Genomic DNA, 25,443 nt, shown 5'->3' on the forward strand with positions numbered 1-25,443 from the left:
GGCTCACGTTCAACAACAAAAATAAGAAGACGCAAAAACAACCACACAAACAAACCCCCCCCCCCTCGCGAGGCCCCCCCCCATTCCGGCCCCCCCCCCCACTTCTTTCAGCTACTTGCTAGCGGAGAGCATTCAGCTCTGGCCGCCGGCGAGCTTCTCGCGGAGAGCCGCCAGGGCCTCGTCCGACGCCAGGGCGCCGGAGTTGTCGTCCGACTCCGAGGAGTACGAACCGCCGCCGCCACCGGACGCGGCCGGAGCCGCGCTGGAGGTGCTGGCACCCTCGGCCTCGGCCTGCGCGTCGGCCTCGCGGGACTTGATGACCTGAGCCTGGTGCTGCTCGAAGCGCTGCTGCGCCTCGGCGTACTGCGTCTCCCACACCTCACGCTGGGACTCGAAGCCCTCGAGCCAGTCGTTGGTCTCGGGGTCGAAGCCCTCGGGGTAGATGTAGTTGCCCTGGTCGTCGTACGACGCGGCCATGCCGTACAGGGTCGGGTCGAAGTCGACCGACGCCGGGTTGGCACCGAAGGCCTCGTTGGCCTGCTTCAGCGAGAGGCTGATGCGGCGGCGCTCGAGGTCGATGTCGATGACCTTGACGAAGATCTCGTCGTTGACCTGGACGACCTGCTCCGGGATCTCCACGTGGCGCTCGGCCAGCTCGGAGATGTGGACCAGACCCTCGATGCCCTCGTCCACGCGGACGAACGCACCGAACGGGACGAGCTTCGTGACCTTACCCGGGACGACCTGACCGATCTGGTGCGTCCGGGCGAACTGCTGCCACGGGTCTTCCTGCGTCGCCTTGAGCGACAGGGAGACGCGCTCGCGGTCCATGTCGACGTCGAGGACCTCGACGGTGACTTCCTGGCCGACCTCGACAACCTCGGAGGGGTGGTCGATGTGCTTCCAGGAGAGCTCGGAGACGTGCACCAGGCCGTCGACGCCACCCAGGTCCACGAAGGCACCGAAGTTGACGATCGAGGAGACGACGCCGGAGCGGACCTGACCCTTCTGCAGGGTCGTGAGGAACGTCTGGCGAACCTCGGACTGGGTCTGCTCCAGCCAGGCGCGGCGGGACAGGACCACGTTGTTGCGGTTCTTGTCCAGCTCGATGATCTTGGCCTCGAGCTCCTTGCCCACGTAGGGCTGGAGGTCGCGGACACGGCGCATCTCGACGAGAGAAGCCGGCAGGAAGCCACGGAGGCCGATGTCGAGGATGAGTCCACCCTTGACGACCTCGATGACGGTGCCGGTGACGATGCCGTCCTCTTCCTTGATCTTCTCGATGGTGCCCCAGGCGCGCTCGTACTGGGCGCGCTTCTTCGAGAGGATCAGGCGGCCTTCCTTGTCCTCCTTCTGGAGAACAAGGGCTTCGATCTCGTCGCCGACCTTGACGACCTCGTTCGGGTCGACGTCGTGCTTGATCGAGAGCTCGCGGCTCGGGATGACACCTTCGGTCTTGTAACCGATGTCGAGCAGGACCTCGTCCCGGTCGACTTTCACGATGACGCCGTCGACGATGTCGCCGTCGTTGAAGTACTTGATCGTCTCGTCGATCGCGGCGAGGAATGCTTCCTCGTTACCGATGTCGTTGACCGCTACCTGCGGCGTGGTAGAGGTGGTCTCGGTGCTGCTCGTCATGTGGGAAAGGGCTCCGGTACGGACAGTGAGTCGTAGGTACTGCTTACGCCGTGAGCCCGTTTCGCCCTGTAGAAGCCGGACAGCCAAGGAAGCGCCCCGACAAAAGCCGGAGGCGCCTCGAAAACCGAGGGGACATACATACAGATGCGAGCGCAGCCTGCTACGTCTGAGGCGCGCAGGCCCGCAGCGCAACTTGTAGCATACGGGGGCAGCCGGGCAGGGTCAATGCGCGAAGGCGCACACCCGGGGCGGATCGCCTCAATCCCGGCACAAGACCTGTCTCACAAGGCCACGCGGGCAGTAGGACGCCTCTGTCGTGACACGCCCGAGACGGGTTGGACGGAAGAGTACGACGAGGGAGCCGATCATCCAAGAGCCCGAACCGTTCGAACCGGAAGCCACCCGACGCGCCGCGGATCTCACCGAGAGTTCCCGGGCGAACCGGGGCTGGTGGGACCGGAACGCGGACGAGTACCAGATCGAACACGGCACGTTCCTCGGCGACGACCGATTCGTGTGGTGTCCCGAGGGCCTCGACGAGGTGGAGGCCGAACTCCTCGGCCCGCCGGAGGACCTCAAGGGCAAGGACGTCCTGGAGATCGGCGCCGGCGCGGCGCAGTGCTCGCGCTGGCTGGCGGGCCAGGGCGCGCGTCCGGTCGCCCTGGACCTCTCCCACCGCCAGCTCCAGCACGCGCTGCGCATCGGGGGCACCGTGCCCCTGGTGGAGGCGGACGCGAGCGCGCTGCCGTTCGCCGACGGCTCCTTCGACCTCGCGTGCTCGGCGTACGGCGCGCTGCCGTTCGTCGCCGACCCGGTGCTGGTGCTGCGGGAGGTCCACCGGGTGCTGCGCCCGGGCGGCCGTTTCGTCTTCTCCGTCACGCACCCGGTCCGCTGGGCGTTCCCGGACGAGCCGGGCCCCGAGGGTCTGACGGTGTCCGCGTCCTACTTCGACCGCACCCCGTACGTGGAGCAGGACGATGAGGGCCGCGCGGTCTACGTCGAGCACCACAGGACGGTCGGCGACCGGGTGCGCGACGTGGTGGCCGGCGGTTTCCGCCTGGTCGACATCGTCGAGCCGGAGTGGCCCGCCTGGAACACCCAGGAGTGGGGCGGCTGGTCCCCGCTGCGCGGCAACCTCGTTCCGGGCACGGCGATCTTCGTCTGCGAGCGGGACTGACGTACGGGGCTGCGGCCTGAAGGGCTGCGTGTACGGGGCTGCGTACTCGGAGCGCTCCGAGTAGAGAGGCACGCGCGCGTAGGCGTACGAGGGTGCACGCTTACCGCACGCGCGCGTGCCCCGCTCCCACCGATGCCGCGCCCGCCCGCGCGGAGGCCGGCCCGGGGTCCGCGGGCGCCGGTTCGCCGCTCGTACGAGTTGACGCCCGTACGAGACTGGGGGCGTGATCCGTTACGACGCCCTGGACGTGCTGCCCGTACGTGGTGCCCTGCCCGGTCTGGACGATGCCCTGGAGGGGCACGGCAGCGCGGTGCTGGTGGCGCCGCCCGGCACCGGCAAGACGACGCTGGTACCGCTGGCCCTGGCGGGTCTCCTGAACGACGGGCGCCCGGCGCGCCGGGTGGTGGTGGCCGAGCCCCGGCGGATCGCGGCACGGGCCGCCGCGCGGCGGATGGCATGGCTGCTGGGCGAGCAGGTCGGCGAAAGCGTCGGCTTCACGGTGCGCGGGGAGCGGGTGGTCGGCCCCCGCACACGCGTGGAGGTCGTCACGACCGGCGTCCTGCTCCAGCGGTTGCAGCGGGACCAGGAGCTGGCGGGCGTCGACGTGGTCGTGCTCGACGAGTGCCACGAGCGGCATCTGGACGCCGACACGGTGGCCGCGTTCCTGCTGGACGTGCGGGCCGCCCTCCGTCCCGAGCTGCGGCTGGTCGCCGCGTCCGCGACGACGGACGCCGGGGGCTGGGCACGGCTGCTGGGCGACGCGCCGGTCATCGAGGCGGCGGGTGTGTCGTATCCGGTCGAGGTGGTGTGGGCACCGCCCGCGCGCCCGGTACGGCCCCCGCACGGGATGCGGGTGGACCCGGCGCTGCTGACGCATGTGGCGTCCACGGTGCGCCGGGCGCTGGCCGAACGCTCGGGGGATGTCCTGTGCTTCCTTCCCGGGGTCGGGGAGATCGCGCGGGTCGCCGGTCAGCTGGGCGCTCCCGGGGGCGTCGATGTGCTTCAGGTGCACGGGCGGGCTCCGGCCGCCGTGCAGGACGCGGTGCTCGCGCCGGGTGCGCGGCGCCGGGTGGTCCTCGCGACCTCGGTGGCCGAGTCGTCGCTGACGGTTCCCGGGGTGCGGGTGGTCGTGGACTCGGGGCTGGCGCGGGAGCCGCGGGTGGACCACGCGCGCGGGCTGAGCGCCCTGGCGACCGTACGGGCCTCGCAGGCGGCCGGACGGCAGCGGGCGGGGCGGGCCGGGCGTGAGGCGCCGGGCGCGGTGTACCGGTGCTGGACGGAGGCGGAGGACGGCCGTCTGACGCCGTTCCCGGCGCCGGAGATCAAGATGGCCGATCTGACGGCGTTCGCCCTCCAGGCGGCCTGCTGGGGCGATCCGGAGGCGACGGGGCTGGCACTGCTGGATCCGCCGCCGGGCGGGGCGATGGCGGCGGCGCGGGCCGTCCTGTCGGCCGTGGGCGCGGTCGACGCCGCGGGGCGGGCCACGGAGCGCGGCGTGCGCATGTCCCGGCTGGGCCTGCACCCCCGGCTCGCCCGGGCGCTGCTGGACGCGACCCCGGTGGTGGGCGTGTCGCGGGCCGCCGACGTGGTCGCCCTGCTGAGCGAGGAGCCCCCGCGCGAGTACGGCGACGACCTGGCGGCCGCTTGGCGCACCGCCCGGCGCGGGGGCGACGCCTACGCGGCCCGCTGGCGCACCGAGTCGCGCCGTCTTCGCTCCGCGGCGGCCGGCGTCGGGCCCGCGTCCGGCTCCCCTTCGTCCGCCGCCGGCTCCCCTTCTTCCCAGAGGGGACGTGCCGAGGGGCCGGGGCGCGGAGGGGACCGTGACCGTGCCCCGGCGGACGGCGGGACACCGGCGGAGCTCGGGGACGACCGGGTCGTCGGGCTGGTCGCCGCGCTGGCGTTCCCCGAGCGCCTGGCACGTGAGCAGGGCGGCTCCCATCTCATGGTCAACGGGACCCGCGCCGACGTCGGTGAGGGGTCCGTCCTGCGTGGTGCTCCCTGGCTCGCGGTGGCGGTCGCCGACCGTCCCGTCGGCAGGGGGCACGCGCGCGTGCGGCTCGCGGCCGTGATCGACGAGCGGACGGCACGGCGGGCCGCCGACGGTCTGCACTCCGAGGGCGAGGAGGTCCACTGGGCCGAGGGCGATGTCGTCGCGCGGCGGGTGGAGCGGCTGGGGGCGGTCGAGCTGGCCGTGCGGCCGCTGCGGAACGCGGACCCCGGGCTCGTACGGGAGGCGCTGCTCGAAGGGCTGCGGGAGGAGGGCTTCGGTCTGCTGCGGTGGTCGCCGGACGCCGAGGTGCTGCGGCAGCGGCTGGCGTTCCTGCGCCGGCGGCTCGGTGACCCGTGGCCGGACGTCTCCGACGAGGCGCTCCACGCGCGCGTGGAGGAGTGGCTGGAGCCGGAGCTGAGCCGAGCCCGGCGGCGGGCGGACCTGGGGCGGATCTCTGCCGGGCAGGCGCTGGCCCGGCTGCTGCCCTGGGCGACGGGGGAGGCGGCCCGGCTCGACGAGCTCGCGCCCGAACGGATCGAGGTGCCGAGCGGGTCGAGGATCCGCGTCGACTACGCCGACCCCGGGCAGCCGGTGCTCGCCGTGAAGCTGCAGGAGATGTTCGGGCTGCACGCGTCGCCCGCCGTCGCCGGCGTGCCCGTTCTCGTGCATCTCCTCTCCCCCGCGGGCCGGCCCGCCGCGGTCACCGCCGATCTCGCGTCCTTCTGGAAGGACGGCTACAGGGGCGTACGGGCCGAGCTGCGCGGCCGGTACCCCAAGCATCCGTGGCCCGAGGACCCGGCGACGGCCGAGCCGACGCGGTTCACGAACGCGCGGCTCAGGCGCTGACGGGCTCGGGGTCGGTTGCCGGAGCGGGTGCCGCGTCACCGGGCCTGCGGCTCCGGGCCTCCAGGTACAGCGAGAGGGACAGCAGGACGGCACCCAGGAGCAGGAAGCCCCAGGGGAGGTAGGAGGTCATCATCAGGACGAGGGTGCGGTTCGACTTGACCAGGTCGACGGTGTGCCTGATGTAGTCCTCCCGCATCTTCACGTGCCCGGAGAAGGCGGTCACCTTGTCCCGGTCGCCCAGGAGCGTGCCGCCGCGGAGTTCCTCCTTGTGGATCTCCTCGCCGTAGACGGGTGCTCCGGTGACCGGCTCGACCCAGAAGCGGCGGACGGTGGTGTACCAGCGGGTGGTGCCGGTCTTGGCGACGGACTCCGGGGTGATGCCCTGGACGGGCATGACCTTGGGGAACTTCACCTTCGTCCAGGGGATGGTCTGCTCGAAGTAGTAGACCTCGACTCCCCGGAAGGTCTTGGTGCCTTCGTAGTGGATGGGCGCGGAGGTGCGGGTCTGCGCGTCGAAGTACTCGTAGTCCCGTTTCTCGGTCCGGAAGGGCCATTTGAACTCGATGCCCTGGCGGGTGACGGGGTCGCCGTCGACGGACTCGCCGGTGGCGTGGACGGGGTCCTGGCTGTGCGCGTCGAAGATGTAGCGCTCGGGGAGCTTGGAGACCATCTTCCCGTCGGGTCCCTGGACGTAGGAGAGGGAGTCCCAGACGACGACGTCACGGCCCGCGGTCCGCTCGATCCTCTCGGAGGCCTCCACATTGCCCTTGAGGGTCTGCACGACGGTGACCTTGGAGACCTTCCTGGCCCGCATGGTGCCGTAGTCGAGGAGGGTCGCGTCCTTCGCCTCCAGAACCATGTCCTGGTACTGGTTCGCCGGGATCTTGGCCAGGCGCGGGAAGGCGTACCAGCGCAGCAGCGGGGACAGCGCCGCGAAGAACACGGCGAGCGCGAGCAGGATCAGGCTTGCCTTGCGGCGCATCTCGACGGCCCTCCCGGTGCGTGCGTCAGGGGTGCTTGGGGACGGTGGTGAGCATCGGCTTCGGCGAGGTCTGGCCGGCCGGCGAGCCCATGGCCGTGATGGTCAGGACCAGCGCGAGTGCCACGGCGAGACCGGTCGCGGCGGCGATGAGGGCACGCATGCGGGCCTCCCGAGGGCCAGGAGCTGATACATCGTCAGGTCCGGCACCGTAGCAACGGCGGGCCGAGATGAGAACACGTCGCACACACAACGGACCGGGATCGGACCGGGATCGGACCGGGGCGCCCCTCCGGCGTGAGCGGAGGGGCGCCCCGGGGCGCGCACGGGCCGCGCGGTGGCGGCGCGGGTCTACGAAGCGGCGGCTGCCACGGTCAGTTCGATGGTGAGGGTAGCTCCGCCGGTGGTGGTGATGCGGAGGAGGTAGGTGCCGGTGGTGTCGTCGGCGTACAGCTTCGGCAGTTTGAGCAGGCCGTCCGCGTCCGTGGTGAGGTCGGTGAGGGTCCGGACGGTCTTGCCGTCGGCGTCCTTGAAGTAGGGGCCCTTGTCGTTCTCGGTGGCGTCGTCGGCGGACTTGAGGAGAGTCGCGGTGGCGGCGACCTTGCCCGCGGCGGCTCCCTTGTAGGTGGCCTTCAGCTCGACCTGGCCGGCGAACTCGCCGCCCGGCACGCAGGTGAGCGCGGTGTCGGTGGTGCGGGCCAGGGTGTCGGCCTGGCGCGCGGTGACGGTCGCCGTGTAGTCGAGGCCGGACATGACGCGGCCCACGACGGTGACGCGGACCGTGAGGTCACCGGTCTTCTCCCCGGCCACGAGCGCGGGCGCGGTGGCGGTGCCGAGCTTGTCGGTGAGCACGGTGGCGACGCTCTCGCCGCCGGTGAAGGCGGCGTCCGTGTCGCCGAGGATCGTGAACCGCACGCGGACCTTGGCCACGGCCTTGTCGGTCTTGTCCTCGGTCCGCACGACGACCTTCCGCGCGAAGGTGTCGCCCGCCGTCGCCGTGAGCTTCCCGGTGTCCGCGTCCGCCAGGTGGTCCACCGTCTGGGTGGGCGTCGGCGGGGTGGTGGGCGGGCTGGTCGGGGGCGGTGTCGCGGGCGGGGACGGGGTGGAGGGCGGCGTCGACGGGGCGGGCGGGGTCGGCTTCGGGTCGGGGTTCTTGGGACCGCCGCCCGGCGTGTGGCCTGCCGGCGGGGAGGGCACCGGTGGTGTGGGGCCGGGGCTGGGTGTGGTCGAGCCGTCGCTGTTGTGCGAGGGCAGCGTGCCCGTGCCGTCCGGGACCTCGTGCGTGCCCTTGCGGTAGTACTGCAGCCACGACAGGACGGTGTGGAGGTAGGCGGTGGAGTTGTTGTAGCTGAGGATCGAGGCGTTCATCTGCGACGGGACGGCCATGTCGTGGTCGAAGCGGCACAGGTAGTGCCCTGCGGCGAGCGCCGCGTCGTAGATGTTGTTGGGGTCCTTCTTGCCGTCGCCGTTGCCGTCGCGGCCCGACCACTCCCAGGTGGAGGGGATGAACTGCATGGGGCCCACCGCGCGGTCGTACGTGCTGTCGCCGTCGTAGGCGCCGTTGTCGGTGTCCTTGATGCTGGCGAAGCCGTTGCCGTTGAGGACCGGGCCCAGGATCGGTGACAGGGTCGTGCCCGCCGCGTCGACGCGGCCGCCGCGGGCCTGGCCCGACTCGACCTTGCCGATCGCCGCGAGGAGCTGCCAGGGCAGGTTGCAGGTGGGCTTGGACTCCCGCAGCGACGCCTCGGCCTGCTTGTAGGCGTCCAGCACGGTCGCGGGGATGCCCGCCTCGGCGGAGCCCGCGGCGGTGGGAGTGCCGTCCCCCACGGTCGGCGCGGGGTTCGGGCTCTCCAGCGGCGGAAGGTCGGTGAAGTAGCGCGAGTTGCCCGTCGCCGTTCCGTCCCCGCCCGCGTCGTTCACGTCCTGGCCGACGTCGGCACCGGCCGCCCGTCTGCCCTGGTCGTCGACGGCCACCCCCGGGGCCTGCGAGGCGGACAGAGCCGCGACCGCGGCCGCGGCCACAGCGGTGGTTGCCGCGCCCTTGCGCAGCCTCCTGCCGAATTGCGCCGCCATTGAGTGAACCCCTCCCACGGACGACCGGACGAACCCGCCGTCTCTCAGATCCCCGTGCACTTCCGCCGTATTCCGGCCGTGCTCCCCGGCACGGCGACCCAGGCGACCCTACGACAACTTCCCTCGCGCGGGGACCCGTTCGCGCCCGGTATTCACCAGTTGGCCATGAGCCGTCGTCCCGCATACTGGCCGCCGGTGATCAACGGGCCGGACATACCCGGCCAACAGCAGCCGCAGGGAGACGACTTGCCCTTCACTCTCAGTCACGCGGCGGCCGTGCTTCCCGCCGTACGCGGGGACGGAACCGGTCGCGGCCGATTGATTCCCGCCGTTCTCGTGGCCGGTTCCTTCGCTCCCGACATGACCTACTACGCGGCGAGCGTGCTGCCCGGGGCGATGGAGTTCGGCAGCTTCACCCACGCGTTCACCGGAGTGTTCACCGTCGACGTGCTCATCGCGTGGGCGCTGGTGGGTGCCTGGCTGGTGCTGCGCGAACCTCTGGTGGCGCTGATGCCCGCGACACGGCAGGGGCGCACGGCGCGGCTCCTGCGCTGCGGGGCCACACGCGAGCCGGTAAGTGCGCCGGTGGTTCTGTGGTGGTACGTCTCCGCGGCGGTCGGCGCGCTGACGCATGTGGTGTGGGACGCGTTCACGCATCACGACCGGTGGGGGACGCGGCTCTTCCCCGTCCTCGGACGGGATCTCGGTGGCTCACCGCTCTACTGGTACGTCCAGTACGGGAGTTCGGCGGTGGCGGCCGCCGTGATCGTGACGTTCGTGGTGCTCGCGCTGCGCCGCACGCCGCACGGCCCGGTCGCGGGTGTGCCGGTCCTGTCGGCGGCCGACCGGTGGCTGGCCGGTGCGGTGATCGGGTGCTGCGCGCTCGTGGCCGCGGTGCAGCGGACGCTGCGCTGGTGGGCGTACTGGGGGTCCGTCGCGAAACCGTGGGAGCTGATTCCGACGCTGTGTTTCGGCGGGGGCGCGGGCCTGGTCCTCGGTCTCGGCCTGTACGTCGCCGCGGTCAGGGTGTGGCGTCCCGCCCTGGCTCGTCCCGGCCCGGCGGCGCCCCGCCCGGAGCCGAGCCGTCCCGCTCCCCGCTGACCCGGGGCTGCCGTCCGGGTCACGCCCCGGACGCGGGGCCGGGACCCGGGAGCAGACCGCGTCCACGGCTGAAGCCGCGGTGCACGGCGCGGGCGATGCGTTCGATCACGCGGACCCCGTGCGCCGTCGTCGGGGGTGCCGCCGTCGGGTTGTCGTACGACAGGACGACGATGCGATAAGTGCGGGCGGGACCGGTGAAGGCGCCGGTGCCGTGCACACGTCGACCGTGGACGGCCCGGGGCAGCCGGCCGTTCTCGCGATGCTCCTTCGGACCGCGCGGCATGCCGGAGGGCGCACATCGGCGTGCGGGCAGCGCCGCACACAGGTCGCGGAACGTCCAGCCGGTGCGGTCCGGGCCGTGGGGGGAACGGTCGGCCGCGGGCAGCTGGGCGGTGCCCGCTTCCGCGGCGAGGGCGGGTACCCGCGCGAACAGCGCCGGGACGACGGCCGCGGTGACCGTCACGGTCGCGACCACGACGGTGGTGGCCATGGCCGTACGGCGGTGGAGCGTGCGTATACCCATGCCCGCATCCTTGCGGGACCCTTCGGCGCCCGGCCCCTTCGCGAGGGCCACGCGAGTGACGGTTCGCTCCGGAGCCGCGGAAAGCGCGCGGGAGCGCAGAATTCGCCCCGAGGCGAATCCGCCGCGGCCGTGCGGCACGCGGGCCCGGCACCGCGCGGTGCCGGGCCCGCACCCGTGGGCCGAAGGCGGCCCCGCGGACGCTAGTGCGCCGCGGACTCCCAGTCCGGGCCCGAGCCGACGGAGACGTCCAGCGGGGCTCGGAGCTGGACGGCGGACGCCATCTCGTGGCGCAGCAGCTCCTCGGTCCTCTCCCGCTCACCGGGGGCGATCTCCAGGACGATTTCGTCATGGACCTGAAGGAGCATGCGCGAGGTGAGCTTCGCCTCGCGCAGCGCCCGGTCCACATTGAGCATCGCGATCTTGACGATGTCGGCGGCCGTGCCCTGGATGGGCGCGTTGAGGGCCATGCGCTCGGCCGCCTCGCGCCGCTGCCGGTTGTCGCTGTTGAGATCCGGCAGATAGCGGCGGCGCCCGAAGAGCGTCGCGGTGTAGCCCGTCGCCCGGGCCTCGTCGACCGCCCGGCGCAGATAGTCGCGTACGCCGCCGAAGCGCTCGAAGTACGTGTCCATCAGCGCACGGGCCTCGCCCGCCTCGATGTTCAGCTGCTGGGAGAGGCCGAAGGCCGACAGCCCGTAGGCGAGGCCGTACGACATCGCCTTGATCTTGCGGCGCATCTCGGCGTCGACCGCGGACCGCTCCACGGAGAACACCTGGGAGGCCACGGTGGTGTGCAGGTCCTCGCCGGAGGCGAACGCCTCCAACAGGCCCTCGTCCTCGGACAGATGGGCCATCACCCGCAGTTCGATCTGGCTGTAGTCCGCGGTCATGAGGGACTCGAAGCCCTCACCGACCACGAAGCCGCGGCGGATCGCCCGGCCCTCGTCCGTGCGGACCGGGATGTTCTGCAGGTTCGGATCGGTCGACGACAGCCGGCCGGTCGCCGCGACCGTCTGGTTGTAGGTGGTGTGGATGCGGCCGTCCGCGGCGATGGACTTGATCAGGCCCTCGACGGTGACGCGCAGCTTGGCCTGCTCCCGGTGGCGGAGCATGATCACGGGCAGTTCGTTCTCCGTCTGCGCCGCGAGCCAGGCCAGGGCGTCCGCGTCCGTCGTGTAGCCCGTCTTGGTCTTCTTGGTCTTCGGAAGGGCCAGCTCACCGAAGAGGACTTCCTGGAGCTGCTTGGGCGAGCCGAGGTTGAACTCGTGCCCCGCGGCCGCGTGCGCCTCCTTCACGGCCTGCTGCACAGCCCCGGCGAACATCTGCTCCATGGCCTCCAGATGGGCCCGGTCCGCCGCGATGCCGTGCCGCTCCAGGCGGGCCAGCAGGCTGGACGTGGGCAGCTCCATGTCGCGCAGCAGGTCGGCCGCGCCGACCTCCTGGAGCTTCTCCCCGAACGCCTCGCCCAGGTCGAGGATCGTGCGGGCCTGCGCCATCAGCGCGTCGGCCTCCGCCTGCTCGTCCGTGCCGAAGGCGAGCTGGCCGTCGGCCGCGGCGGCGGGACCGAGCTCCCGCCCCAGGTACTCCAAGGACAGCGCGTCCAGCGCGAAGGAGCGGCGGCCCGGCTTGACCAGATAGGCGGCCAGCGCGGTGTCCATGGTCACACCCTCGATGGTCCAGCCGTGCTCGGCGAAGACCCGCATCGCGCCCTTGGCGCTGTGCATGACCTTGTGCTTCCCGGGGTCGGCGAGCCACGTCGCGAACGCGTTCTCGTCGGACTCGTCCAGCTGGGACGGGTCGAACCAGACGGCCGCGCCCGCACCGGCCGCGAGGGCCACCTCGGCGACGGCGCCCGTGCCCAGCGCCCACGAATCGACCGTGGACATGCCCAGAACCACCGTGCCGTGCTCGGCGAGCCACGGCTTCAGCTCGCCCGCTCCCAGCACCGTGCCGTCGATCTCGACGCCCTCGGCGACGGGCCGCGTCTCCTCGGCCTCCGCGGCCCCCGGGTCCACGGCGAGCAGCCGCTCGCGCAGCGAGGGGTTACGGATCTCCAGGGTGTCCAGGACCATCGCGAGGGCCGTACGGTCGTAGGCGGCCCGCTCCAGGTCGGCGACCGCCCGGGGCAGCTCGACGTCCTTGACCATCTCGGTGAGACGGCGGTTGAGCTTCACCGCCTCCAGGTGGTCGCGCAGGTTCTGCCCGGCCTTGCCCTTGACCTCGTCGACGCGCTCGACCAGCTCCGCGAACGAACCGAACTGGTTGATCCACTTCGCGGCCGTCTTCTCGCCGACCCCGGGGATGCCCGGCAGGTTGTCCGACGGGTCGCCTCGCAGCGCCGCGAAGTCGGGGTACTGCGCCGGCGTCAGCCCGTACTTCTCGAAGACCTTCTCCGGGGTGAACCGGGTCAGCTCGGAGACACCCTTCGTCGGGTAGAGCACCGTCGTGTGCTCGGAGACCAGCTGGAAGGAGTCGCGGTCGCCGGTGACGATCAGCACCTCGAAGCCCTCGGCCTCGGCCTGGGTGGCGAGCGTCGCGATGATGTCGTCGGCCTCGAAGCCGTCCACCGCGAACCGCTGCGCGTGCATCGCGTCCAGCACCTCGCCGATCAGCTCGACCTGCCCCTTGAACTCGTCCGGGGTCTTCGACCTGTTCGCCTTGTACTCGGTGAACTCCTCGGAGCGCCAGGTCTTGCGCGAGACGTCGAACGCCACCGCGAAGTGCGTGGGCGACTCGTCGCGCAGCGTGTTCGCCAGCATCGACGCGAAACCATAGATGGCGTTCGTCGGCTGGCCCGTCGCGGTGGTGAAGTTCTCGGCGGGCAGCGCGAAGAACGCGCGGTAGGCCAGCGAGTGCCCATCCATGAGCATCAGCCGCGGACGGCCCTTACCTGCGGTTTTCTCGGTCTTCTTCGATGCTGTTTCTGCCACGCCCCCGATCCTGTCACGCCCCGCTGACATCGAGAGCCCTCCCGGCCCGGCACACTCCCGCCCGGCCCGCGCTCCCCCGGCCCCCGACCGTCGCCGCAGGACGCGCGTGCAAGGATCGAAGGGGTACGAGGAGACGCACACCGACGTGCGCACGCGAAGGGGTTCAGCGATGGCCAGCAAGCCGCCGAAAAGCGATCCGATCCAGGACGCGCCGCAGGTCACCGAGCCCAAGCACGCCGCGGCCGGGCTGCCCGCCATCGGACACACCCTGCGCATCGCCCAGCAGCAGATGGGCGTGCGACGCACCGCGCTCACCCTCCTGCGCCTCAACCAGAAGGACGGCTTCGACTGCCCGGGCTGCGCCTGGCCCGAGCCGGAGCACCGGCACACGGCGGAGTTCTGCGAGAACGGCGCGAAGGCGGTCGCCGAGGAGGCCACCCTGCGCCGGGTGACCCCGGACTTCTTCGCCGCGCACCCCGTCTCCGACCTCGCCGGCCGCAGCGGCTACTGGCTCGGCCAGCAGGGGCGCCTCACGCACCCCATGTACCTCCCCGAGGGCGCCGACCACTACGAGCCCATCGGCTGGGAGCGCGCCTTCGGCATCGTCGCCGAGGAACTCGCGGCGCTCGGCTCCCCCGACGAGGCCCTCTTCTACACGTCGGGCCGCACCAGCAACGAGGCCGCGTTCCTCTACCAGCTGTTCGCCCGCGAACTCGGCACGAACAACCTGCCGGACTGCTCGAACATGTGCCACGAGTCGTCGGGCTCCGCCCTCTCCGAGACCATCGGCATCGGCAAGGGCAGCGTCCTGCTCGACGACCTCTACCGGGCGGACCTGATCATCGTCGCCGGGCAGAACCCCGGCACGAACCACCCGCGCATGCTCTCGGCCCTGGAGAAGGCCAAGGCGAACGGCGCCCGGATCATCACGGTCAACCCGCTCCCAGAAGCGGGCATGGGACGCTTCAAGAACCCGCAGACCCCCCGGGGCATGCTCAAGGGCGCCGCGCTCACCGACCTCTTCCTGCAGATCCGCCTCGGCGGCGACCAGGCACTCTTCCGCCTGCTGAACAAGCTCATCCTCGCCACCGAAGGCGCCGTCGACGACGCCTTCGTCACCGAACACACCCACGGGTTCGAGGAGTTCGCCCAGGCCGCCAGCGCCGCCGACTGGGACGAGACACTCACCGCGACCGGCCTCACCCGCGACGAGATCGACGAGGCCCTGACCATGGTCCTCGCCTCCGAGCGCACCATCGTGTGCTGGGCCATGGGTCTCACCCAGCACAAGCACTCCGTTCCGACGATCCGGGAAGTCGTCAACTTCCTCCTGCTGCGCGGCAACATCGGCCGCCCGGGAGCCGGCGTCTGCCCGGTGCGCGGTCACTCGAACGTGCAGGGCGACCGCACCATGGGCATCTTCGAGCGCCCCGCCCCGGCCTTCCTCGACGCCCTGGAGAAGGAGTTCGGCTTCGCGCCGCCCCGCGAACACGGCTACGACGTCGTACGGGCCATCCGCGCACTGCGCGACGGCGAGGCCAAGGTCTTCTTCGCCATGGGCGGCAACTTCGTCTCCGCGTCCCCCGACACCGAGGTCACCGAGGCGGCCATGCGACGCGCCCGGCTGACCGTGCACGTCTCCACCAAGCTGAACCGCTCGCACGCCGTCACGGGCGCGCGTGCCCTCATCCTGCCCACCCTCGGACGCACCGAGCGCGACCTCCAGGGCAGCGGCGAGCAGTTCGTGACCGTCGAGGACTCCATGGGCATGGTGCACGCCTCACGGGGCCGCCTGGAGCCCGCGAGCCCGCACCTGCTGTCCGAGCCCGCCATCGTGGCCCGCCTCGCCCGCAGGGTCCTCGGCGAGCGCAGCACCACACCCTGGGAAGACTTCGAGAAGGACTACGCGAGCATCCGCGACCGCATCGCGCGCGTGATCCCCGGCTTCCAGGACTTCAACGCCCGCGTGGCCGACCCGGCCGGCTTCGCCCTCCCGCACGCCCCTCGCGACGAGCGCCGCTTCCCGACGGCCACCGGCAAGGCCAACTTCACCGCCGCGCCCGTCGAGTACCCCGAGCTCCCCGAGGGCCGCCTGCTGCTGCAGACCCTGCGCTCCCACGACCAGTACAACACCACCATCTACGGACTCGACGACCGATACCGGGGCATCAAGAACGGCCGCCGGGTCGTCCTCGTCAACCCCGAGGACGCACGCCGGCTGAAGCTCGCGGACGGCTCGTACGTCGACCTGGTCGGCGAATGGAAGGACGGCGTGGAGCGGCGCGCGCCCGGCTTCCGCGTCGTGCACTACCCGACCGCCCGGGGCTGCGCCGCCGCCTACTACCCGGAGACCAACGTCCTGGTCCCCCTCGACGCCACCGCCGACACCAGCAACACCCCTGCCAGCAAGTCCGTGGTCGTCCGTCTGGAACAATCGACAGCCGACTGAGCGTTCGCTCAGTGAGCAGAAACCACGACGAAGTGGTCCACGACGAACGGAGCCCGGCCCCATGGGCGAACAGCACACCGTGAAGTTCCCGCAAGAGGTCCTCGACGAGTACGCCGCACTCGGCATCGACCTGCCCGCACTGTTCTCCGCGGGCCACCTCGGCAACCGCATGGGCGTCCAGATCGTCGAAGCGTCCGCGGACCGCGTCGTGGGCACCATGCCCGTGGAGGGCAACACCCAGCCCTACGGCCTCCTGCACGGAGGAGCCTCCGCCGTCCTCGCCGAGACCATCGGCTCCGTCGGCGCCATGCTCCACGGCGGCATCTCCAAGATCGCCGTCGGCGTCGACCTGAACTGCACCCACCACCGCGGCGTCCGCTCCGGCCTCGTCACCGGCGTCGCCACCCCCGTCCACCGCGGACGCACCTCGGCGACGTACGAGATCGCCATCACCGACGAGGACGGCAAGCGCGTCTGCAGCGCCCGCCTCACCTGCATCCTCAAGGACGCACCCCAGAGCTGACCCCGGGAGTCCGCCCCGGAGGACCCTCCGAGGGGGCACGCCTTCCGAGGGGGCACCCCTTCCGAGGGGCTGCCCTCCGGGAGCCCTCCAAGGGGCAGCACTCTCCCCCCCCGGTCGGCGGGAACACACGGGCCCGCCCGGGAGCACCCGCCTCCCGGGGCACCCAGCCCCCACCCGCGCCGCCCATCGGCGGAGCCACGCCCTCCGGCTCAGCGTGAGACATGACCGGCATCGGGCCCGTCGAGCCGTACCGCCCCGCCGAAGCCGACGGCCCCCACCAGGACGCGCACGCCGGCGTACTGAGGTCGAACCCCGCACACCTCAGCGCCCGTTGGACCGCGCTCCCGCGCCCCTACCGGCGCCTCGCCCCGGCCCTGATCATCATCGCGACCGCAACGGGCCGCCGTCCTCACCCTGCGCCCCGCCCCGGCCACCCGGGGCCGCACCGAACCCCTACCCGTGGCCCGCCGGTGTCACCACCCTCCACCACAAGGGCCGCGGCCCCGCGCCCACTTCCTTCCGCTTCGAGGTCGACGTCGCCCGCGGCACCCCCCGTGACCGTCCACCAAGTAGGCGCCGGACTACCCGAGTTGAGCGCCACCACCACACCCCGGCTGCCACTGACAGTAAGGGCCGGAAATCCCCGCACGATCACGGTACGTATCTCCGTATACAAGTGCGCCGCCCTGCCGCCCGCCATCGAGCTCCCCCACCTCGACCTGCTCATCAGCAACAAGACCGCACAGCAACAGCAAAGCTTTCTCTTCAGCGGCACCCACCCGCACGACCCGCGGACCGACCTGCGCGCCCTCCGCTTCCCCAACCCGCCCTCTCCCACACCCACTTCACCCGGCCAAGACACCCTCGACCACCTCACACGGCGGTAACAGTCGGTTACCTCTGCCGTAACGAAGCAATCCCCGCACCGCGAGGCGCGCCGCGCCACGCCCCCCGCGGCGCACCTCCACGGCGCCGCGCCACCGGCCTCCGCTCTCCGCCACAAACCCGGAGCAGGGCGTTCTCAGCATGCGAACACACAACCGCCACCGACCAGCACACCGAAATGCTCCGATCGTCCGCCCCACGCCCTCGAGGACACCCCCGCATAACAAGAGCGTCACAGCCTTCCCGACGCCGCTGCCCACTCCCCCTACCTGCGCTTATAGTCACGGCCAGTCACCGCGCCGCCGGGCGCGTCACTGCACGGCCCTGCTTCATCCAGTACGGCCCGGCGAGACACACGGCCCCCACCCTGGGGTGCCGCGCCAGGGAGAGGATTCAACGTGCGACAGCGTTCTATGGTCATACTCACCGCCGTGCTCACTACAGGAGCACTCACGCTGACCGCCTGCGGCTCGCGCGACGACGGCGGCGACAGCAAGGGCGACAAGAAGACCGAGATCATCATCGGCGTCGACGCCCCGCTGACCGGTCAGAACTCCGCCACCGGCCTCGGCATCCAGGGCGGCGTCCAGATCGCCGTCGACGACGCCAACAAGAACAACACCGTTCCCGGCGTGACCTTCAAGGTCAAGGCGCTCGACGACAAGGCCATCCCGGCCTCCGGCCAGGCCAACGCCACCCAGCTCGTCCAGAACGAGAAGGTCCTCGGCGTCGTCGGCCCGCTGAACTCCGGCGTCGCCACCCAGATGCAGCAGGTCTTCGACACCGCCGGCCTGGTCGAGATCTCGCCGTCCAACACGGCCCCCGAGCTCACCCAGGGCAAGAACTGGCAGACCGAGAAGACCCGCCCGTTCAAGACGTACTTCCGCACCGCCACCACCGACGCCCTCCAGGGCGGCTTCGCGGCCGAATACGCCTACAACACGCTGAAGAAGCGCAAGGTGTACGTGGTCGACGACAAGCAGACCTACGGCGCCGGCCTCGCCAAGCTCTTCAAGGCCGGCTTCACCAAGGCCGGCGGCAAGGTCGCGGGCGAGGACCACGTCAACACCGGCGACACGGACTTCTCGTCCCTCGTCACCAAGATCAAGAACTCCAAGGCCGACCTCGTCTACTACGGCGGCCAGTACGACGAGTCGGAGAAGCTCACCAAGCAGCTCAAGGACGGCGGAGTCAAGATCCCGCTGTTCGGCGGTGACGGCATGTTCACCCCGACCTACATCGAGACCGCCGGCAAGACCTCCGAGGGCGACCTCGTCACCTCGGTCGGCCAGCCCGTCGACTCCCTGCCCTCCGCCGCCGACTTCATCAAGAAGTACAAGGCCTCCGGCCTCAAGGGCGACTACGGCACCTACGGTGGCTACTCCTACGACGCCGCCACGGCCATCATCAAGGCCATCGGCAACGTCGTGAAGGACGGCAAGATCCCGGACGGCGCCCGCGCCAAGATCGTCGCCGAGGTCCAGAACACCAAGTTCGACGGCATCGCCGGCCCCGTCTCCTTCGACGAGTACGGCGACACCAACAACAAGCAGCTCACCGTCTACCAGGTCGTCGACGGCAAGTGGAAGGCCGTCAAGAGCGGCACGGCCAAGGGCTGATCCGCACCACCCGGGCCACTCCGGCGGACAGGTCCGAATCCAGGCACGGCGCCCCAGCGGCACCGCACGCCCGGACCGTCCGCCGGACAGGCCCTCAGCACAACCCAGGGCCGCGCGGCCACGACCACACGTCACCGCGCGGCCCGCTTCATACGCCCTGCTCAATTCTCCCCACCACATGGAGGCCATGCGGTGAACACCCTGCCGCAGCAGCTGGCCAACGGGCTGTTCCTCGGCTCGATGTACGGGCTGATCGCCATCGGCTACACGATGGTGTACGGCATCGTCCAGCTCATCAACTTCGCCCACGGCGAGATCTTCATGACCGGCGGCTTCGGCGCACTCACGGTCTACCTCTACGTTCTGCCAAACGGCACATCCATGTGGATAGCCCTCCCAGCGATGCTGATAGGCGGCGGAGTCGTCTCCGTCCTCATCGCCGTCGGGGCCGAACGCTTCGCCTACCGACCACTGCGCGGAGCGCCACGCCTCGCCCCCCTCATCACCGCCATCGGCCTGTCCCTCGCCCTGCAGCAGGTCGTGTTCAACGGGTACCCGGACGCCAAGACCGACATCACGTTCCCGCAGCTCCCCTTCGGGCCCCTGCACATCGGCTCCGTCAGCATCCAGAGCGGCAGCGTCTTCGTCATCGTCGCCGCCCCCCTCTGCATGGCGGCCCTCGCCCTGTTCGTCAGCCTCTCCCGCACCGGCCGCGCCATGCAGGCCACCGCGCAGGACCCTGACACCGCACAGCTCATGGGCATCGACACCAACCGCATCATCGTCATCGCCTTCGCCATCGGCGGCTTCTTCGCCGCCGTCGCAGCCGTCGCCTACGGCCTGCGCTACGGCACGGTGAAGTACGACATGGGCTTCCAGATGGGCCTCAAGGCCTTCACCGCGGCAGTCCTCGGCGGCATCGGCAACATCTACGGCGCCATGATCGGCGGCCTCGTCCTCGGCCTCGCCGAAACCATGGCCACCAGCTACATCGACGGCATCCCGGGCATGCAGCAGCTCGGCGGCGGCGGCTGGTCCTCCGTCTGGGCCTTCGTACTCCTCATCCTCGTACTGCTGTTCAGGCCACAAGGCCTAGTCGGCGAACGCGTCGCGGACAGGGCGTGAGCACCATGGCAACTACCGAGACCACCACCACCGAGCGCGGCCTGATCGCACTCCCCGAGAGCGCCGCCCGCGCCCTCATCGCCGTCGGCGCCATCGCCACCATCGCCAGCACGTTCATGTCCTGGACCTACACGTCCGACTTCCCCGGGGACCTCACCTACTACGGCTCCCCGGCCGGACTCCAGATCCTCGCCCTCGTCGCCGGCGCCTTCACCCTTCTCTTCGTCCTGACCCTCTTCAACGTCCGCGGCCTCGGCTGGCTCAACCCGGCGGGCGCCACCCAGCCCGTCGTCCTCGCCGCCACCTCCGCGTTCGCCGTCAGCTGGTTCAGCGCGATCGCCATCGCCGTCGACCTCAAGGGCCTCGTCGCACTCGAGCCCGGCGCCTACATCGCCGCCGTCGGCTCCCTGATAGCCCTCCTCGGCACCCTGGCACTCCCCAAGCCCGGTGACACCTTCAAGGACTACGTCACCAAGCCCGACCTCATCCCCCCGGCCGCCAAAATGGCCGGCTGGCACGAGCGCCTCGTCATCACCGGCGCCACCGCCCTCGCGCTGATCGTCTTCACCTACGGCATCGGCGTCGACCCCGACGCAAGCGAAACGTTCCTGGGCTACCTGCTCCTCGTCGTCTTCGGCACCTGGGCCCTGCTCACCGCCGGACTCTTCGACCGCTTCGCCCAACTGAACGCCCGCCACAAGGGATTCGCCACCACCATGGCGTTCCTCGCCGCGGCGATCTTCCCCTTCGTCGAGAACAACGAGCACAACGCCAACCTCGGCGTGAACATCCTCGTCGTCGGAACCGTCGCCCTCGGCCTCAACATCGTCGTCGGCCTCACCGGACTCCTCGACCTCGGATACGTCGCCTTCCTCGGCGTCGGCGCCTACGCCGCGGCCCTCGTCTCCGGCTCCGAGTTCTCCCGCTTCTCCGGCGTCCAGTTCCCCTTCTGGGCCGCCATGCTCACCGGCATGGCCGCATCGCTCGTCTTCGGCGTCCTCATCGGCGCCCCCACCCTGCGACTGCGCGGCGACTACCTCGCCATCGTGACCCTGGGCTTCGGAGAGATCTTCCGCATCGCCGTCAACAACATGGACGGCGTCTCCGGCCCCAACATCACCAACGGCCCCAACGGCATCTCCATGATCCCCGACCTCAACATCCTCGGGTTCAACTTCGGTGCCGCCCACGCCATCGGCGGCATCACCCTCGGCCGCTTCGCGAACTACTTCCTGCTGATGCTGCTCATCACCGGACTCGTCGTCGTCGTGTTCAACCGCGCCGCCGACTCCCGGATCGGCCGCTCCTGGATCGCCATCCGCGAGGACGAGACCGCCGCCACCGCCATGGGCATCAACGGCTTCCGCGTCAAGCTCATCGCCTTCGCCCTCGGCGCCTCCCTCGCCGGCCTCGCCGGAACGGTCAGCGCCCACGTCGGCTACAGCGTCAACCCCGCCCCGTACCAGTTCGCCGGCTCCGTGCCCCCGAACTCCGCGTTCCTGCTCGCCGCGGTCGTCCTCGGCGGCATGGGCACCGTCAACGGACCCATCCTCGGCGCCACCCTGCTCTACCTCCTCCCCGAGAAGCTGGGCTTCCTCAAGGAGTACGAGCTTCTCGCCTTCGGTATCGCGCTCGTCATCCTCATGCGCTTCCGCCCCGAAGGCATCATCGCCAACCGCCGCCGCCAGCTCGAGTTCCACGAGAGCGACGACAGCGACAAGGCCGTCCACATCCCCGAACAAGGCCTGCCCGACTCCACCGTCGGCGTCACCAAGGCAGGGGCGTAACCAACATGACCACCACCACAGCCCCCAGCCCCGTCCTCGAAGCCACCGGCGTCACCATGCGCTTCGGCGGCCTCACCGCCGTCCGCAACGTCGACCTCACCGTCAACGCCGGAGAGATCGTCGGCCTCATCGGCCCCAACGGCGCGGGCAAGACCACCTTCTTCAACTGCCTCACCGGTCTGTACATCCCCACCGAGGGCAAGGTCGCCTACAAAGGCACCGTGCTGCCCCCCAAGCCGCACCTGGTCACCAGCGCCGGCATCGCCCGCACCTTCCAGAACATCCGGCTCTTCGCCAACATGACCGTCCTGGAAAACGTGCTCGTCGGACGCCACACCCGCACCAAGGAAGGCCTCTGGTCCGCCCTCCTCCGCGGCCCCGGCTTCCGCAAGGCAGAAGCAGCCTCCCGCGAACGCGCCATGGAACTGCTGGAGTTCATCGGCCTCGCCCACAAGGCCGACCACCTCTCCCGCAACCTCCCCTACGGCGAACAGCGCAAGCTGGAGATCGCCCGAGCGATGGCGAGCGAGCCCGGCCTGCTCCTCCTCGACGAGCCCACCGCCGGCATGAACCCCCAGGAAACCCGCGCGACCGAAGAACTCGTCTTCGCCATCCGCGACCGGGGCATCGCCGTCCTCGTCATCGAGCACGACATGCGCTTCATCTTCAACCTGTCCGACCGCGTGGCCTGCCTCGTCCAGGGCGAAAAGCTCGTCGAGGGAACGTCCGACGTCGTCCAGGGCGACGAACGCGTCATCGCCGCCTACCTCGGAACCCCCTTCGAGGGCGCCCCCGGCGAGGAAGAACTCGCCGAGGTCGAGGCCGCCGAAGCCGCGGGAGCGGCCGCAGCCACCGAGACCCCGGCCGCGGTCGCGGAAGCCACGGAGACCGAGGAAGCCGCCGACGCCGAGGACACGGCGGAAGCCACCCCGGCCGACGAAGCCGAAGAGACCCCGGAGACCGCGGAAGCCCCCGAGGCCGAAGGAACGTCCGACGCCCCCGCGGCGACCGACGACTCCGACGCCCCCGAAGCCTCCGAGGCACCCGCCGCGTCCGACGACTCCGACGCACAGGGCAGCAGCACCAGCAAGGAAGGAAACGCCCAGTGACCGCACTGCTCGAGGTCGAAGACCTCAAGGTCGCCTACGGCAAGATCGAAGCCGTCAAGGGCATCTCCTTCACCGTCGAAGCCGGCCAGATCGTCACCCTCATCGGCACCAACGGCGCCGGCAAGACGACGACCCTGCGCACCCTCTCCGGGCTCCTCAAGCCCAGCGGAGGCCGCATCCTCTTCGACGGCCAGCCCCTCGCAAACGTCCCCGCCCACAAGATCGTCGCCCTCGGACTCGCACACTCCCCCGAGGGACGCCACATCTTCCCCCGCCTCACCATCACGGAGAACCTCCAGCTCGGAGCCTTCCTCCGCACCGACAAGGCGGGCATCGAGAAGGACATCCAGCGCGCCTACGACCTCTTCCCCATCCTGGGAGAACGCCGTAAGCAGGCCGCAGGCACCCTCTCGGGCGGCGAACAGCAGATGCTCGCCATGGGACGCGCCCTCATGTCCCAGCCCAAACTGCTCATGCTCGACGAACCCTCCATGGGCCTCTCGCCGATCATGATGCAGAAGATCCTCGCCACCATCGCCGAACTCAAGGCCTCCGGCACGACCATCCTGCTCGTCGAACAGAACGCCCAGGCGGCGCTCTCCCTCGCCGACCAGGCACACGTCATGGAGGTCGGCAGCATCGTCCTCTCCGGCACCGGCCAGGACCTGCTCCACGACGAGTCCGTCCGCAAGGCATACCTCGGCGAGGACTGACACGCCCCGCGACCCCACCCGGTCGCACGAAGAGGCCCGCACCTCCGTCAGGGGTGCGGGCCTCTCCCGTCCGCGCACACGACGCGGAACCAAGCTCTTCGAAACTCTTCGACCGGGCGCCGAGCCAGGACTGGTCCTAGCCCTTGGCCGCCTTCTTCTCCTCGGCGTCCTCGATGACCGCCTCCGCGACCTGCTGCATCGACATACGACGATCCATCGACGTCTTCTGAATCCACCGGAACGCCGCCGGCTCCGTCAGCCCGTACTCCGTCTGCAGCACCGACTTCGCACGGTCCACCAGCTTCCGCGTCTCCAGACGCAGCGTGAGATCCGCGATCTCCCCCTCCAGCGCCTTCAGCTCCGCGAACCGGGACACGGCCATCTCGATCGCCGGCACCACGTCACTCTTGCTGAACGGCTTCACCAGGTACGCCATCGCACCCGCGTCACGGGCGCGCTCCACCAGGTCGCGCTGCGAGAACGCGGTGAGCATCAGCACCGGAGCGATGGACTCCTCGGCGATCTTCTCCGCCGCGGAGATGCCGTCCAGCTTCGGCATCTTCACATCGAGGATCACGAGGTCCGGCTTGTGCTCCCGGGCCAGCTCGACGGCCTGCTCACCGTCACCCGCCTCACCTACGACGGTGTAGCCCTCTTCCTCGAGCATCTCTTTGAGGTCGAGACGGATCAGCGCCTCGTCCTCGGCGATGACGACACGGGTCGTCAGCGGAGGCACGTGCGACTTGTCGTCGTCGGGCGCGTCTACGGGCTGGGGCGACTCGGGGGCGGTCACGGGGGCTCCTCGTTGCGGGCCGGGCAGGTAGTGCTGCCTAAGAAGACTACCTAGCGGCGGCGGGCTGCGATGACCCGGTATGCTTCCGCACAGCCGATCACGCCGGGTTGGTGGAACGGTATACACGGAGGTCTCAAACACCTCTGCCTGAGAGGGCTTGCGGGTTCGAATCCCGCACCCGGCACAGTTCGCCACAAAGCGGAGGTCCACGTTCGCGTGGACCTCCGCTTTGTGCTGCGCAGAGTGGCGACCAGTGACTCAGGGTGGTCACATGAACGGCCATGGCACAGAAGTACGACAGCATGCGATCACCCTGCTGCGTGACGGCGCCAAGAACGCGGACGTGGCACGAAGGCTCGGCGTTCCGCTGGGCACGATTGGCTACTGGAAGCATCTGGATCGCGCCAGGCGGGGTGAGTGCCCCGGAAAGCACGATCCGAGGTGCCCTCGCTGCCACGGTCGAGAGCTGGACACTCCCGCCTACAGCTACTTGCTGGGGCTGTACCTGGGCGACGGCCACATCAGCCACTACTCCGAGCACCGCGTACCCAACCTCATGATCACCTGTTGCGGGTCGTGGCCAGGCCTCATGGATCTCTGCCAGCAGGCCATGCGCGCCGTCTTCCCTGACAACTCCGTCTGCCGCGTACGCAAGACCGGCTGCCGCAATGTCAAGGTCTACTCAAAGCATCTGCCCTGCCTCTTCCCCCAACACGGCCCCGGCAAGAAGCACGAGCGCCCGATCGTGCTCGAACCCTGGCAGCAGGACATCGTCGACGCCCACCCCTGGGAGTTCGTCCGGGGGCTCATCCACTCCGACGGATGTCGCATCACCAACTGGACGACGCGCGTCGTCGGCGGCGAGAGCAAGCGCTACGAGTACCCCCGGTACTTCTTCACCAACAAGTCGGACGACATCCGGGGGCTCTTCACCGACACCCTGGACAACCTCGGAATCGACTGGACGCACTGCACCCGCGACGGGAACCCGTACAACATCTCGGTCGCCCGCAAAGCCTCAGTAGCCCTCATGGACACCCACGTAGGCCCCAAGTACTGACCCAGGGCGCCGGATTTGGCCCCTCGGCCGGGGGTCTATCAGGAATCAGGTGTGGTTCGTCTGCTTGGCCTACAGGTTCTTCGGTGGGCTGATCGGCTCACACTCGTCCGGCGGTAAGGCGGCCGT

19 protein-coding genes and 1 tRNA gene are annotated in these 25,443 nt (G+C 70.4%); 13 read left to right on the forward strand and 7 right to left on the reverse strand.

Annotated features, from left to right (window positions below):
• Positions 1-132: 132 nt before the first annotated feature.
• On the reverse strand, positions 133-1,638 hold the full coding sequence (gene rpsA / locus ACWD68_RS38540; RefSeq protein ID WP_451811129.1) for a 30S ribosomal protein S1: 1,506 nt from the start codon (positions 1,636-1,638) through the stop codon (positions 133-135).
• Between the two features lie 316 nt (positions 1,639-1,954).
• Between rpsA and ACWD68_RS38545 the strand changes: the two genes are divergently transcribed.
• Positions 1,955-2,815 carry a class I SAM-dependent methyltransferase gene (locus ACWD68_RS38545; RefSeq protein ID WP_451811130.1) on the forward strand — a complete coding sequence of 287 codons (861 nt, stop codon included), beginning with the start codon at positions 1,955-1,957 and terminating at the stop codon, positions 2,813-2,815.
• 223 nt (positions 2,816-3,038) lie between these two features.
• Positions 3,039-5,651, forward strand: a complete 2,613-nt coding sequence (locus ACWD68_RS38550) for an ATP-dependent RNA helicase (RefSeq protein ID WP_451811131.1) — start codon at positions 3,039-3,041, stop codon at positions 5,649-5,651.
• Here ACWD68_RS38550 and ACWD68_RS38555 read toward each other — a convergent pair.
• The 3 genes from ACWD68_RS38555 to ACWD68_RS38565 form a co-directional block, all read right to left on the reverse strand.
• A complete protein-coding gene (locus ACWD68_RS38555) occupies positions 5,641-6,633 on the reverse strand; it encodes a DUF3068 domain-containing protein (RefSeq protein ID WP_451811132.1) in 993 nt (330 codons plus the stop codon). The two genes, ACWD68_RS38550 and ACWD68_RS38555, sit on opposite strands and share 11 nt — an antisense overlap.
• A gap of 25 nt (positions 6,634-6,658) precedes the next feature.
• Entirely contained in the window at positions 6,659-6,793 is a 135-nt protein-coding gene (locus ACWD68_RS38560) for an SPW_0924 family protein (protein ID WP_355202729.1), read from the reverse strand.
• A gap of 188 nt (positions 6,794-6,981) precedes the next feature.
• Positions 6,982-8,703: a lytic transglycosylase domain-containing protein gene (locus ACWD68_RS38565; protein WP_451811133.1), complete on the reverse strand. Its 1,722-nt coding sequence runs from the start codon at positions 8,701-8,703 to the stop codon at positions 6,982-6,984.
• A 246-nt stretch (positions 8,704-8,949) separates the two neighbouring features.
• On the opposite strand from ACWD68_RS38565, the gene ACWD68_RS38570 reads away from it, so the two are divergent.
• The gene (locus ACWD68_RS38570) at positions 8,950-9,804 is read left to right on the forward strand and encodes a DUF4184 family protein (RefSeq protein WP_451811134.1); all 855 of its coding nucleotides are present in this window, start codon (positions 8,950-8,952) and stop codon (positions 9,802-9,804) included.
• Between the two features lie 19 nt (positions 9,805-9,823).
• On the opposite strand, the gene ACWD68_RS38575 is transcribed toward ACWD68_RS38570, so the two are convergent.
• The gene (locus ACWD68_RS38575; protein ID WP_451811135.1) at positions 9,824-10,327 is read right to left on the reverse strand and encodes a hypothetical protein; all 504 of its coding nucleotides are present in this window, start codon (positions 10,325-10,327) and stop codon (positions 9,824-9,826) included.
• A 200-nt stretch (positions 10,328-10,527) separates the two neighbouring features.
• The gene (polA, locus tag ACWD68_RS38580; protein WP_451811136.1) at positions 10,528-13,254 is read right to left on the reverse strand and encodes a DNA polymerase I; all 2,727 of its coding nucleotides are present in this window, start codon (positions 13,252-13,254) and stop codon (positions 10,528-10,530) included.
• A gap of 169 nt (positions 13,255-13,423) precedes the next feature.
• Here polA and ACWD68_RS38585 point away from each other — a divergent pair, with 169 nt between their 5' ends.
• From ACWD68_RS38585 to ACWD68_RS38620, 8 genes are all read left to right on the forward strand, one after another.
• Entirely contained in the window at positions 13,424-15,703 is a 2,280-nt protein-coding gene (locus tag ACWD68_RS38585) for an FdhF/YdeP family oxidoreductase (RefSeq protein WP_451811137.1), read from the forward strand.
• A gap of 61 nt (positions 15,704-15,764) precedes the next feature.
• The gene (locus ACWD68_RS38590; RefSeq protein ID WP_451811138.1) at positions 15,765-16,226 is read left to right on the forward strand and encodes a PaaI family thioesterase; all 462 of its coding nucleotides are present in this window, start codon (positions 15,765-15,767) and stop codon (positions 16,224-16,226) included.
• A gap of 590 nt (positions 16,227-16,816) precedes the next feature.
• Positions 16,817-17,113, forward strand: a complete 297-nt coding sequence (locus ACWD68_RS38595) for a hypothetical protein (RefSeq protein WP_451811139.1) — start codon at positions 16,817-16,819, stop codon at positions 17,111-17,113.
• 411 nt (positions 17,114-17,524) lie between these two features.
• On the forward strand, positions 17,525-18,730 hold the full coding sequence (locus ACWD68_RS38600) for a branched-chain amino acid ABC transporter substrate-binding protein (RefSeq protein WP_451811145.1): 1,206 nt from the start codon (positions 17,525-17,527) through the stop codon (positions 18,728-18,730).
• A gap of 192 nt (positions 18,731-18,922) precedes the next feature.
• The gene (locus tag ACWD68_RS38605; protein WP_451811140.1) at positions 18,923-19,855 is read left to right on the forward strand and encodes a branched-chain amino acid ABC transporter permease; all 933 of its coding nucleotides are present in this window, start codon (positions 18,923-18,925) and stop codon (positions 19,853-19,855) included.
• A gap of 5 nt (positions 19,856-19,860) precedes the next feature.
• Complete coding sequence (locus ACWD68_RS38610) at positions 19,861-21,642, forward strand: branched-chain amino acid ABC transporter permease (protein ID WP_451811141.1); 1,782 nt, start codon at positions 19,861-19,863, stop codon at positions 21,640-21,642.
• Between the two features lie 5 nt (positions 21,643-21,647).
• Entirely contained in the window at positions 21,648-22,751 is a 1,104-nt protein-coding gene (locus ACWD68_RS38615) for an ABC transporter ATP-binding protein (RefSeq protein WP_451811142.1), read from the forward strand.
• Positions 22,748-23,464 carry an ABC transporter ATP-binding protein gene (locus ACWD68_RS38620; RefSeq protein WP_266757602.1) on the forward strand — a complete coding sequence of 239 codons (717 nt, stop codon included), beginning with the start codon at positions 22,748-22,750 and terminating at the stop codon, positions 23,462-23,464. Before ACWD68_RS38615 ends, ACWD68_RS38620 begins: the two co-directional genes overlap by 4 nt.
• 136 nt (positions 23,465-23,600) lie before the next feature.
• On the opposite strand, the gene ACWD68_RS38625 is transcribed toward ACWD68_RS38620, so the two are convergent.
• Positions 23,601-24,257 (reverse strand): ANTAR domain-containing response regulator, encoded by a 657-nt coding sequence (locus ACWD68_RS38625; protein WP_451811143.1) that lies wholly within the window; start codon positions 24,255-24,257, stop codon positions 23,601-23,603.
• 101 nt (positions 24,258-24,358) lie between these two features.
• Between ACWD68_RS38625 and ACWD68_RS38630 the strand changes: the two genes are divergently transcribed.
• Positions 24,359-24,441 (forward strand) — tRNA-Leu (locus ACWD68_RS38630).
• Positions 24,442-24,528: 87 nt separating this feature from the next.
• The gene (locus tag ACWD68_RS38635; RefSeq protein ID WP_451811144.1) at positions 24,529-25,317 is read left to right on the forward strand and encodes a helix-turn-helix domain-containing protein; all 789 of its coding nucleotides are present in this window, start codon (positions 24,529-24,531) and stop codon (positions 25,315-25,317) included.
• Positions 25,318-25,443 lie beyond the last annotated feature (126 nt).

Source organism: Streptomyces sp. NPDC005141 (assembly GCF_053599975.1).